The sequence below is a fragment of the Lysinibacillus sp. NPDC056232 genome (genome assembly GCF_042267565.1).
Lineage (GTDB): Bacteria > Bacillota > Bacilli > Bacillales_A > Planococcaceae > Lysinibacillus.
In genome coordinates this window covers 75,627-88,434 of sequence record NZ_JBHJTF010000020.1, presented here as the reverse complement: position 1 = coordinate 88,434, position 12,808 = coordinate 75,627, and the positions used below count along the sequence as shown (strand labels likewise).

Annotated in this window: 13 protein-coding genes; 11 read left to right on the top strand and 2 right to left on the bottom strand. The window is 33.3% G+C overall.

The genetic code is table 11. The features are described from left to right. From ACFCYJ_RS15635 to ACFCYJ_RS15615, 5 genes are all read left to right on the top strand, one after another. A partial coding sequence (locus tag ACFCYJ_RS15635) for a hypothetical protein (RefSeq protein WP_376074850.1) occupies positions 1–383 on the top strand: 383 nt, incomplete at its 5' end. A 291-nt stretch (positions 384–674) separates the two neighbouring features. After that, complete coding sequence (locus ACFCYJ_RS15630; protein WP_376074849.1) at positions 675–1,352, top strand: phospholipase D-like domain-containing protein; 678 nt, start codon at positions 675–677, stop codon at positions 1,350–1,352. 36 nt (positions 1,353–1,388) lie between these two features. Beyond that, positions 1,389–1,685: a hypothetical protein gene (locus ACFCYJ_RS15625; protein ID WP_376074848.1), complete on the top strand. Its 297-nt coding sequence runs from the start codon at positions 1,389–1,391 to the stop codon at positions 1,683–1,685. Continuing rightward, positions 1,618–2,385, top strand: a complete 768-nt coding sequence (locus ACFCYJ_RS15620) for a VanW family protein (RefSeq protein WP_376074856.1) — start codon at positions 1,618–1,620, stop codon at positions 2,383–2,385. Before ACFCYJ_RS15625 ends, ACFCYJ_RS15620 begins: the two co-directional genes overlap by 68 nt. A 466-nt stretch (positions 2,386–2,851) precedes the next feature. Beyond that, positions 2,852–3,115, top strand: coding sequence for a hypothetical protein (locus tag ACFCYJ_RS15615; RefSeq protein ID WP_376074847.1), 264 nt, complete (start codon positions 2,852–2,854; stop codon positions 3,113–3,115). A gap of 303 nt (positions 3,116–3,418) precedes the next feature. Here ACFCYJ_RS15615 and ACFCYJ_RS15610 read toward each other — a convergent pair whose 3' ends face one another. Continuing rightward, on the bottom strand, positions 3,419–3,574 hold the full coding sequence (locus tag ACFCYJ_RS15610) for a hypothetical protein (protein ID WP_170938954.1): 156 nt from the start codon (positions 3,572–3,574) through the stop codon (positions 3,419–3,421). Positions 3,575–3,671: 97 nt separating this feature from the next. On the opposite strand from ACFCYJ_RS15610, the gene ACFCYJ_RS15605 reads away from it, so the two are divergent. The 6 genes from ACFCYJ_RS15605 to ACFCYJ_RS15580 all read left to right on the top strand — a co-directional run bounded on the left by ACFCYJ_RS15605 (position 3,672) and on the right by ACFCYJ_RS15580 (position 9,196). Continuing rightward, entirely contained in the window at positions 3,672–4,241 is a 570-nt protein-coding gene (locus ACFCYJ_RS15605) for an SAM-dependent methyltransferase (protein ID WP_376074846.1), read from the top strand. Positions 4,242–4,252: 11 nt separating this feature from the next. Then, a complete protein-coding gene (locus ACFCYJ_RS15600) occupies positions 4,253–4,594 on the top strand; it encodes a class I SAM-dependent methyltransferase (RefSeq protein WP_376074845.1) in 342 nt (113 codons plus the stop codon). Positions 4,595–5,979: 1,385 nt separating this feature from the next. Next, positions 5,980–6,636 (top strand): Type 1 glutamine amidotransferase-like domain-containing protein, encoded by a 657-nt coding sequence (locus ACFCYJ_RS15595; RefSeq protein WP_376074844.1) that lies wholly within the window; start codon positions 5,980–5,982, stop codon positions 6,634–6,636. A 279-nt stretch (positions 6,637–6,915) separates the two neighbouring features. After that, positions 6,916–7,170 (top strand): hypothetical protein, encoded by a 255-nt coding sequence (locus tag ACFCYJ_RS15590; protein WP_376074843.1) that lies wholly within the window; start codon positions 6,916–6,918, stop codon positions 7,168–7,170. A 395-nt stretch (positions 7,171–7,565) separates the two neighbouring features. Next, positions 7,566–7,691 (top strand): hypothetical protein, encoded by a 126-nt coding sequence (locus ACFCYJ_RS15585; protein ID WP_376074842.1) that lies wholly within the window; start codon positions 7,566–7,568, stop codon positions 7,689–7,691. A 650-nt stretch (positions 7,692–8,341) separates the two neighbouring features. After that, positions 8,342–9,196 (top strand): malate synthase, encoded by an 855-nt coding sequence (locus tag ACFCYJ_RS15580; protein ID WP_376074841.1) that lies wholly within the window; start codon positions 8,342–8,344, stop codon positions 9,194–9,196. Positions 9,197–10,122: 926 nt separating this feature from the next. On the opposite strand, the gene ACFCYJ_RS15575 is transcribed toward ACFCYJ_RS15580, so the two are convergent. Beyond that, positions 10,123–11,937: a terpene cyclase/mutase family protein gene (locus ACFCYJ_RS15575; protein WP_376074840.1), complete on the bottom strand. Its 1,815-nt coding sequence runs from the start codon at positions 11,935–11,937 to the stop codon at positions 10,123–10,125. Positions 11,938–12,808 lie beyond the last annotated feature (871 nt).

Here is a 12,808-nt window from a genome sequence, read left to right as displayed (position 1 = left end):
TTATTAGTAATTTCTTTTATAAGTTTTCCTACAACTTAGATCAATCATTGAAAGAGTCTCAATACACTGACGTCTATACTCGTGATTTTGCAACAAAACGTTTACTTGACGAAAAATGGTTTGATATAAAGAATGAGGAAGTATATTTACTATATGTCAAAGTGAATAAGATATTTGAATCTAGAAAAAACATTTATTGGACAACTTATAGTGGTATTTATGGAGATTATGCTCTTTTAACGTTCTCTCTTATTTCTTATATTGGTGACCATTATAAATCTTTCGAAGAATTTAAAAGATATTCACCGATTGAGCATACTGAATATTTCAATAGCTATGCAACTTATAAATTAAAGGGGTTTTTCGGAAATTTAGAGGAATAGAAAAATCTATTCACAGTCGTTTGGTATATTTTTATGCAGTTTTAAAAATATAATCATAATGCTATGATGTAGAAAATTGTATATTAGTTCATAACTTATAAATTCAATAGTCATACATATTTGGTCGACTATATGTATCGCATATTTATAATTAAGATAAATAAGAGGGCATTCAGGCTTGAATAGTGTAAATCTATTAAAAGAATTAAGTAACGATATGAGAGTGCATGGTGCAATATTAGTTATTGGGGCAGGAGGATCATATGAATTTGGTATGCGGGGGTATATTTGATGAGTTATAAATTTTCACCATTCGATACATTAGTCACATTGGATAGGATAATAAAGAAATCAGAAGAAGAGTTGATCTTAATCTTACCATTTCCTGAACTACTTCCAGAAATAATTATTCAACAACTTAGAGAAACATCAAGACGAGGAGTCAGGATCATATTAATACATGGGCACACGTGCAAAGACTTGAGTATATTTAGTGAAATTGGGAATATCCAATTTTTTAGTGTTCGCCATTTACATTTAAAAATGATTATTAGTGAAAAGGCATTAATCACGGGAAGTTCGAATTTTTCTTCAACAGATACTTCTAGCGAAATTACAATGTTTATAGATTCTAATGATGAAAATTTCACTAAGATAACAATGGAAACTAAAGAAATTTTGGCCAAAGCTATGATTGAATTCCCGGTAATAAAGAGCCCGAACCAAAGTGTAGAACAGGAAACAATAGGGCTAATGCTAAAGCAAATGCTTGAAAATCAAAAGGACGAGTTAAAAGATCAACTCATGGCTGAAATGTATAATCTTATTAACAGTGCAATGGGAACAATACTTTCAACTGTCAAAGCAGTAGAGTCAGAGGTAAAAGAGAGTAAGGAATTATTAACAGAAACAAATAAAGTAGTTATAGAGAATTATGAACTTACTAGTCAAATCCGCAGAGATTTATAATCTATTATACCTGACCTTCAGAAAGTCATTAACAAATTGAGGGCAGATTTGCACTGTAAGTTTGAGGACTTAGATGTCATTTATGACGAACTTTCGGAAAAGATAACTGAAGAAATACATAATATCCAAGTCAAGATTGATAAACATAATTATGCTAAGGCACAACAATACCTTGAAGGTTTCTTAGGTGGTTGCTCGAACAAAATTAATTTAGATTCTCAAGGTTTTTTAATTACATCGGAAGTTGTTTATCATGTAATGAAGGATCTGCAAAAAAAGACTTTTTCGGCTTTTAGCAAATTTAAAAGAAAGAAAACGGTTTGCTACACATAAAGCGTTATCAACTACATTTCCCTATACTTGTAAAAAGCATCAATCATTACTGAAAAGAAAATTAGGAAACAGTGATTCTAAGTTACAAGAAAATAAAATAATCAATTTAAAAATTGCTACGAGTGAAATCGATGACGTAATCATTAAGCCTGGTGAAACTTTTTCTTTTTGGCAACTAGTAGGGAAAACGACTGAGACAAAAGGCTATATTGAAGGCATGCAGCTCGCAATGGGAGAAGTAAAGACGGACATTGGCGGTGGAATTTGTCAGCTTGCTAATCTACTGTATTGGATGGCGCTACACACACCTCTTATTGTTACGGAAAGACATCATCATAGTTTCGACCCATTTCCTGATTCGGGGCGAACGCTTCCATTTGGAAGTGGTGCAAGTGTTTTTTTCAATTATATAGATTTACGATTTTATAATCCGACATCCAAATCTTTTCAAATAAAGGTTTGGGTAACAGATAAACATTTAAAAGGCGCTATTTTTGCTAATGAAGAAATGCCTTACTCTTACCATATTGAGGAAAGAGACCATCAATTTTTAAAAAGAGACGGGAAAAACTATCGTCAAAATGAAATTTGGCGAAAGACGATCGATAAAGTAACGGGACAAATGCTAAAAGAGGAATTGCTAATCAAAAATTTTTCAGAGGTGAAGTATCCTATACCGCTCGCTCCTGAATTGCCATGAAGACGGAAAAAAGAGAATTTTTACTGTGAAATTTAACACCGTATTTTTAGTGAAGTCGTGGGGAATGATATTCTCTTCCATTGCATCTTTAACACATGCCCGAGTATGGGAATTCACCCTTTATTAGTACACTCGCTTCTTGTGCTAACGGGGTATTTAATACGGTAAACAGGATATTTTGAGGATCATTGAAGTAACTATTCTGGGCTTTCTTCCGAAGAAGGGTTATTAATTTTTTGTTGAAAGCTTAAAGGCATTTTGAATAAAAGGTTGAAATTGAATTATAAAAGAAGAAAAAACACTCTTTAAAATTTTACGTCAATAATCGACAATTGATTGGTCTCATTGCAAAACTTTGTAAATTAATAGTGCATATTGTTACTACCTTGTGAATATAATAGCCACATGCAATTTAAGCTTTTAATTGATTTATTAAGGAATTAGGATGAAAAAAAGGAGTGTGAAATTGTCGATTTCAAATCCTCAATACGCATTTTTAGAGGTTGATTTTCATAATCCTAATTTAACTAAAGCAGAACTGAAGGTTGAGAATATTTCTGAAGGGGTACGGGAAAATAATGAACTCGTAGGAAATACAAAAATAGCATCGAAAATAATACCACCTAATGTATATATAAAATTAAACTGGATAATAGGATTGCTCTTATTGATACCAATAGATATTTATTGTATTACGGCTTTGGTGGTATCTGAATTCTTTTCAAAATAAAAAGTTAAAACCACCATTATAAGGGTTAACCCGATGAGTACGATAGATCGTTTACTCTGAATAAAATAACCAACAACTGTAAGCTAAAGCACCGTTGTCTTAGGTTATTCTTAAGATCGAATGCGAAAGCGAGACAGTGTGTCAAGAAGGAAAAAAGTAAGTGGTAATCAGCCCGGAATTATTTCCGGTTTTTTTGTACTTTAAGAAATCGAAAGAGATGGATCTAGGTGATGTTTACACAATAAGAAAATCCCCAATACACACCTTTTTCTAAGGTGAATATTGGGAGTTAGTTTATCACTATTAACGTTTATTTTCATTTTGAATACTACTGAAATCTACTTCTTCAGCGAACTCTTCTCTGTTTTCATTTTTACGTTCTCTGTTAGCATTTTGATTTTGATTCTGCTGTTTTTTGTTGTCTTGAGTTTTATTATTTTTATGTTTATTATTACCCATGATCATCTCACCTCCACCATTAGTGTGAGAGAAAGATGATTTTTTATCCGCATAACTTACAATTAATTAATGAAATATATGTGATGAAACAAAAGGTATGGATATAGTAACATTTTCAACTCCACTTTCTGAGAACGCAGCCGGTAATGTTAATTCACTTGTTAGTGGTTACTTGTCTCTTCTTAGAAAGTTCCGTTTATTCTTAGATTCTGATGGAACTGCAGATCCATCTGCGCTCAAGCAGAAAAAGACTTCTAATCGTGTATATACTCGTAAGAAGAAAATGGATGTTGATGTTCCTTATCCATCGATCGAGCGGGTTGAGTTTTATCTTGTAAAGTGGGACGGCCTTGAGATCTACCACCTGCAGGAGGATGCACTTAATAAACTGTTCTTTAAGCTATGCCCGAAGAATACAGACGTTATCGATATTCTTTTGAAGACATCAACGCTTAACGATTTTTATAGTACGAACATTTTCTCAATCAGAGAGGTGATTTTGAGCCTTGCACAAGCTAAATCAGGTGATGAACTTCTTGATGTGGGAACAGGTCGTGGACTTTTAGCTATTTCCGCATCTCAAAGGGGTTGTAAGGTGACAGCTACTGATGTTTGGGCAAAATGGGATTTGGGAGGGAATGGAAAAGCTAACTACAAGCTAATATAGTTGCTGAAAGTGTGGCAGAAATCGACATCGTGGATGCTGACGCTCGGGAACTTCCATTTTCGGACGGAAGTTTCAATGTTGTTGTCTCAAACTTCGTAGTCCATAACATTAAAAGTGAAGAAGGAAGAAGGAAGGCGATCCTTGAAATGTGGCGGGTTTTAAGCCCAAATGGTCGATTAGTCATTTCTGATTTCAGTAAAACTGCTGAATACATTCAAATATTGAATTCAGTTTCCAATCGCGTTGAAATAAAGCAATTTTTTATACATTTCCGTTTTCAAAAGCTGTTGTTGTGCAAAAGATTTAAGAAATCAATAAACAGAAAAGAAGTATTTACTAAAAGGTTCATATAGCAGGGGGCAGAAAAAGGAAATGATGATTATAAGTTTTCTTTTAACTGGTTGGATATTAAGTTGGTTTAAGTTTGACGAGTTGTTTATTCAAGCACTCAAGGAACTATTTAACAAAAAGGTGACAATTGCAAGTTATTATTTTATATTTTTTTGTATTGGGGCAATTGGAGACTTGATCTTATTTTTCAAAGGAAATTATATAACCAATTTATTCAGCTAACGACCAGATTGGGGAATAAAGAAAACAGCTTATAACATTAAAAGCACAGAACTCTCTGTGCTTTTTTAACCTTCAATCTCATAATAATGAAGACCTTCTGGAGAACGACTTCCAGCAACTTCATCATATTCCTCAATCATTTTTTCAAAAGCTTCTCTATTGCTGATTTCTTGTTGAATGATAGGTAACTTTTTTTAATGTGTCGGTTGAGTCAACTTTAAATTCTTCATAATATCTTTTTTGTTTTTCTTCCTGCTCAAAATATAATAATCCATCACAACTTTAGGAACCCTACGATCTTCACCAAGTAGGATTGTGGAAATAATACCATCTAATGTATATATAAAATTAAACTGGATGATAGGTTGGCTCTTATGGATACCAGTAGATATTTATTGTACCGCGGCTTTGGTAGTAGCTAAATTCATATCATAATAAAAAGTTAAAACTACCATCCATCATAACAATGAAGGTGTTCTGTGGTTATCTAATGTTATAATCATGCATACATAGGCATTTGAGAAGTTGATATACCCATAAACATCTCATGTGTTGTTCGTACACTTCGTACATTGTGAGGCTGTTGCGTGGCTTGAATTAGTTGACTAATTCTACATTAAGCGTGCTTTTCAACGTATGACTTATTAGGATGTGTCTTTGGAATTTCTAATTTACTATTATTTTATGAATGAACCGAGCTAATAAAGATGGCGTTAGTTCATTTATAAGTTGATTTGGGTTAAGTTGCTGTAGAATATGAGCTTTTAGTTCTGCAACATTTTCCTCCTCTTACAGAGTGGTGTAGCTTTGTAATAAAGATTGATTATTTATAATAAAGATCGATAATTTGTAATAAAGATTGATTAAAATCATCTCTCCTCTGTATATTTCTTAGAGGTTAGATGATTTTTATTGGATATTTATGTTAATGTAATAGTAAAGATTGTGAAAAAATGTACTTAAACTCCCATGAAAGAACTTAATCATCTTTCATTTTCTGTGGTGAAGTGCTGATTTTTGTGCTTCATGGATGGCTAACGGGGCAGGATAGTTGAAGAGTGTTGTTTAAATTGTGTTTAACAATCGGGCATATTGAGAGTGACAAGAAAACAGAATGAGTGACGCAAGGAATAAATGTTATTTACATTTTGCTGAGGGGGTACTTATGAAAATTCACTATTATTTAGGTTGGTTTGATAATTTTTTTCCAGAAGATCTGGGTAGGGTGTTACAGGAGGATATAACTGATAGAAAATCGCTGGCTATGATTAGCTCGAATCCTTCTATTTATGAAGATGATGGCGCTACTGAACGCTCGTGGCTCGATCAGGCTGGTATTATGTTTGATGAGTATCATTTAATTAATTACCGCGTACAGAAAGAAGATGCCCAAACGATAATTCAAAATGCTTCCGTCATTTTCTTGTTGGGTGGTAATATTCTTAATCAAAATGGTTTTTTGATGGAATATGAATTATCGGATTCGATTAAAAAAAGCAACGCCGTTGTAATGGGAGCAAGCGCTGGAGCAATCAACATGTCCGCTAAATGGTTATGCTCGAAAAACTTTGGAGATGAAGTTGAAATGAGCTCTGTTTACGACGGAATCGGTCTTGACAATTTTTCCGTCCTGTCTCATTTTGATCTTGAAAATAACATGGCACTGGTTCAAAGCGAACTATCTCCCCTATCGGAAGAAATAAATATTTATGCGTCGAACAAAGATTGCGCTGTACGTGTAAAAGGAGACAAAATCGACGTTTTTGGCAATGTTTATTTAATTTCCAACTCAAAGATTCAGAAATTGGATGAGACGCTCTAGTTGTAGCAAAACGCTATGGCTTAATTGAATTAATTTCTTTATGCACCGTCTCTATTTTAAATTAAGTGAAGGAGAACTGGCGCGAGTGTTGAATATGCGTCTATTTTTTCTACTTCAACTAACGGGGTGCTTTAATTGAAGATCATTGAGTTACATATGCAGCTCTTTTTTTCTTAATGAACTAACGGCGCAGTTTAATTCAAGAAGGAATATCATAAAACTCCTTTAATGTTAATATTAGTTTAGGTAGATTTTTACATAAAAACAAGGGGGATTAATATGTATAGTGACAAAAATAATAATGAAAGTAATGAACTCTACAGTTATAAAACCTACAATATTTTTGCGTATATTATCGGTATTTTATTATCACCATTATTAGGGGGGATTATGGGAATTGTTGGTGTAACACAGCGTAAGAAATATGCGTGGAGTATTATTATCGTTGCTATTCTCGGTTGGATTCTGAATGTTTTCTTGATTAATAATTCTCTACAAATTCATTTTTTTGAAATGGGGTTGAATAAACATTAGGCGGAATTTTCAAAGATTCAAAACAACTTTTAGAAAAAGAAGTCTATGAACAAATTGGTCGGACGCCCCGACTAAAGGACATAGAATTGAACTAACGAGTGCTTTAATTGAAGATTCGCATCCCGAAATAATCAATCTTTATTATAAAAACCAAACTGGATAAATAAAGAAACCAACTGTTTGATCAAACTTTGTTTCAAAACAGTTGGTTTCTTTCTGTATAAAATCAGCGTTTGTAACTTACTTTTAATCGAACTTTATTCAAAAGCTACAAGTGGATCCTTTCTACCGATGAATGGGATGATAGACTATTCCGCGAGTTTATTGCTGGAAGACATTTTGAAGTAATAAATATTTCTGAAGCAATAGAAAATCATGAAAATCTTAAAACAGAAATGGAACCATATTTACACCATAGATTAAGCAGAATTAGACAATGGGCAGAATATGAAATTAAACAATCAGAGGGGATAAAGAAAGATGAACAAATTAGAAGGGCTAGGGAAGAAAGAGAGTATTAATTTAAATATAATTTTTAAAAATGTAAAGTGATTCTACTACATCATATTAATTTTCCGTTCACCCTCAGCACTCGCCGCATTGTGAGGCAGTTGCATGGTTGGAGTTATCGGGCACATGTGTAATTCGTAAACAATTCTGATAATTTAAAAGCTATACTATATAACTTGAAAAAGTAGACATTTTCAATACAGACCCTGATTTTCTTGCAAATAACTTTTGCGAAATTGGGGTCTTTTTATATGGAACTTAATTGGAAAACATCTAATGCTCAGCATATATGATGGAAATTAAGTGGCTATTTATAGGGGCTTTCCAGAAGTTTCGTGACTTTTTATGAGGTCTTTATTTCAAGGGGATTTAGAGAATAATTTTTTATTTTACCTCATGATAAAATATGTTGTCAATAATAAATTTGTGAATTTATTAAAAAATGTTATAATAGTCTTATAATTGTTTTTTTAAATCGTATTTCGAATTCCGCTGTCCTTTTTTGCAGATAGAATTTGGATACGTTTTTTAATATCCTTTTTTAAGCCGAAGAAAAAAATTAAAACAGTTATGTGAGCTTTTAAGGTAGTTAGTTGAATTAAATTATTAATTTACTATCTAATAGTAACCGAGTTTTTATTCCATAAGGAGGACTAGAATAATGAATCTAATCAATAAGAAAGTTACACATAAGCGTTTTGGCATGGGCAGTATAGTTAAACATAATGAGTCTATTATTGAAATACATTTCGCATCGGAAAATAAAATGTTTGTTTTCCCCGATGTATTTGGAAAGCACCTAAAACTACATGATAAAAGTGATGCTAATTCACTTGAAAAAATAATACAAAAAAAGGAAATGGAACGAAAGGAGGAAGAAAGGAAGAAGGAAGAGGAAAAAAAACTACAACGAAAAAACCAGAAACTTCGCATAGAACACGAAAAGCTTATGAAACATCATAAACTTCATCCAGAATCACAAATGGTTTTTAGGTGTGATACAGAAGAACAAAATAGTTCTTTTTCAGAGTGGAAGGTTTTTTCAGGCGCAATAAAAAGTGGTAATAACAAGGGGAAGCCAAACAAACCTATCCGCATGCACCAAAATAGCGCCGTCCTGTTAACAGCAATAGATTCCGGCATGCCTGAAAAAGACAGACGTATCTTAGGTGTCTATATGGTGAATGAAGATTTTATCGGTAAGCTGTGTGAAGATGGAAATATTCCTGCCCATTCAAAATACAGACTCCAACTTACAGAACAGGAATCGGATCAGCTACTTTTATGGGAATATTATGTAGATAAAAAATCCCCTGACAAAATGACATGGAATACAGGTAAATACCGTTATTTTGATAATTTATGGATGGCTCAAATTTTGCTTGATATAGTTTCGTTGAAAAGTGACCCAACAGAACGAGAGCTAGCACAACAATTTTTTAAACATTTTTGTAAAATGAATCAGATAACAGCTCAAGATTTACCAAAGCCTAATGGCGCATTAATGCGTATTTAGGCGTTAGCCCAAAGATAATAAGAATGACAGGGGACTGACATATTTTTATATCTATTACTAATGCCGAACAGTGCATGGCTCTGTTTGCTAATAAACGTATAATCATTTATCAAAAACGAATTCTTATTAAAGGGATTCGTTCTTTTTGTATTATAAAAATGAATAAAGATATTTTATGTTGAATTTATTGAGCTAACGAATTGGGACTGTAAAAGAAGGGAGTAAAGTGATATGAACGAATTATGGGAAAGGGACTAGTATTATGCATAATAAAATGAAAACTCATTTGAAATAACATACTGGAAATTAGAGTACTTTAGAATAAGCAACAACCAAATATGATGAAGAAAATTAGGCTCGATTCCACTGATTTGGAGTCGAGCAAATATAACTAATCCAGCCAACATCTCTGTGTTGCCACATACACTCACCACATGTAGAGTGTGTCTCGCAACTCATTTTAAAAGAAGGCAACTAACCATGGTTAGTTGCCCTGCTATAAAGTGTTTCGTTTTACCACAAACCTCCCCTAACCATACCCCACATCCTTCTTCGATGAGCTGTGTTTTGAGGATCAACTCCACAATTCATAAGCCAGTGTGCTGCATGATCTCTCTGAGCTTTTGTTACAGGTACTCCACAGCAATCAGATAGACGATCAACAAGACCGTATGCACCTGCGGGACTTCTTAACTGACGATGGTTGCATGATCTAAGAACTCCACATACACGACCGAAACATTGGGGGTTTCTAATTCTTTGTCGGAAAACACGCATTAAACTAGGATCAATATTGGACATTGACATAACCTCCTTTCAAATAAAAGTAAATTACAGAAATAAAGATAGGAACAATATAGTATATGAGATGAAAAAGGAGGGGGATAGATAGATTAACTATTTTTTTAAAAAAATCCAATAATGAACTAATTGTATTTTTTTAAGTAATGGCTCAATGTAACCAAAGGCCATACGTATTGATAGCTGTGATAGTGTATATAAAAGTGTCCTGGTAAACCTGCACCTGTAGGATAAGTGGTCCGACTAGTTTCTGTATTTTGCCATTCTAAAATTCTTATAATTCCTTCTATGATTTCTTTTGTAGGAAACTCAGAGATAGAAATTAATGCATCAACCGCCCAACAAGTTTGCACTAGTGTAGAGTAGGGTAAAGGAATATATTCTCTATGAAAATCACTCTGGCATGATTCACCCCAGCCTCCGTCAGATTGTCTTATATTTAACAACCAATCTCTTGCTTTCTGAATAGTTGGATGATCAGATGAAATCCCAACTGCCTTTAAGCCTGTGACAGCGGCCCATGTACCATAAATGTAAGATATCCCCCAACGTCCGTACCATGAACCATCATTAGTTTGATTTTTTATTAGCCATTTTACACTGTTCATTACACGAGGATGCTGCATAGTCAAATTTAAATGATTCCCTAGAAATTCCAATGTTCTGCCGGTGATATCAGCAGCAGAAGGATCTATAGCAGTGTCTTCAAAACTTTGTATGGGGAAAAGCCATTTAATGTATGAAGGACTATTTTTTTTAAATGCTCCCCAGCCGCCGTCATTGTTTTGCATGGTTAATAACCAATCAACTCCCGAATTCCAGGCCATACGAAATTCAGAATCACTACATGTAAAATTAGATAGTGCCCTTAATGCCGCTTGTGTATCATCAACATCAGGATTAATGGAGTTGCTTTCTGAAAAACCCCATCCTTTATTAGAGTGTTTGTGTTGTAATTCCATTAAGAAGTTCGAAGCTAATTGGATAGCTGGATCCTTAATGGTAAGACCCGATTCTTGTAAGGAATAAGAAATTAGCGCAGTGTCCCAAACAGTCGAAGGAGAGTTTTGAATATGAAAAACATCTCCTTTTTCGTATAAAAAAGATCTAATACCTCCAATAGCATTTTTAATAAAAGGAGAAGATTTTTTATAACCTAGAGAAAGTAGTGCATAAATCATAAGAAATGTAGAACTTGCGTAACTATATAATGTCCCATCCTTTTCAATGCAATTCAATATATGTTGTTCAGCTTTTAGCCTCGTAGATTCTTTATAAGTAGGCAATATCTTTTTAAGTAAACTAAACCATCTTTTTTCCTTTTTAAGTGAATTATATTTCTTTTGAGATAAAAATAAATGCTGTAAATCAGGCGTCCATTTATTAGTAACTACAAATTTATCGTGTCCTAATATTAAGATAGGAAGAAAGTGTGCTTGTACGTATGAGCTAAAATGAAAAAAATTAAATGTTAGAAACTTTGGTATATTCATGATACTAAGTGGGATAGGAAATAGACTTGGCCAAGGGTATAAGTTGGTAATAGCTAGTAAACACTTCGTAGAAATATGACTTTTTTCAAGTCCTCCATTTTTCACAATAAATTGTTCACTTAATTTCATCGACGGATCATCTTTATTCAAATGTCCAGAAAATAAAAGAGCTGTATATGCTTCAATTGTTGCAGATAAATTTCCTTTTTCATCATCATAAAGCTTCCAAGCACCGTTATTTTGTTGTTGCTGAAGTAGACGTGTAACAAGTTTCTTTATAAGATTCTCATCATCATAATCTAATACTCTTAACATGATAATCATATTTGCATCGGTCGTTGGTCCATTTTCAAAACAATATCTCCACGAGCCATCATTATATTGGTCGTGCTTCAGATTTTTAATAATTTGTTGTATTTTTTGGTTAATATCATCTATTAGATTCATTTAAGTTTTTACAACCTCTCCTGTTGTATTTGTAAAAATGAATTGCAATTAAGATATCTTATGATGAGAGTTATAAAGATAAATAGACAGGTGCGGAGAATTGGAGAGGGGGAGAGTTGAAATTACATAAATTACCCCAAATTCTATATTTAATGAAATTAGCTCATATAAACTAATAATCTATCTTATCCATAACGGAGGTGGCATTTTAGTTGAAATGAGTGACTCTTTAAACATATGTAGATGGTAAAGAAGTATTTAGCGAAAATGTTATTAATGCAGTTAATAATACTTTTCAAAGGCTTTAGCTATCACTATAATAAGCGTCGCTTTTCTTCTTCAACTATAGAGTGTATCAATTGAAGAAGCTATAGTTGAATATGTATAAGAAAAATATGCTCGATTCCACTAAAATAGGAACCGAGCATATATAATTAAACCCACCAGCACCCTCGTATTGCCACCATACCCAGCACACTGTGAAGCGGTGACGTTGCTGGAGTTAGTATAAAAATTGATTAGAATTAATTCCTATTATTGGGATTTTTTAGTTTATGGAGCATATAGAACTTATGGGGCAGGTTAGTAGACGGTAGCGAGCAGCAATGTTACCGATCAGTTTAAACTTCTTACGGAGCGGAAACAAGAGCGTTACCACGAGAACCTGGCAAATAGAGGTATAATTGGATAAAAATATTATGTAAATTAAATGAAGGAACTTAAAGGTTTGATATGAAGTGGAATAATCCAATTAGAACATCCCAAAGAGAATGTAATCCGTACACATTTCAATGAAAGTCTATTCGCACTGACAATCCTATGTCCAGGCTCAAATCCCTTATATTTTGATGCCATCAGTAAGGGGCGAACA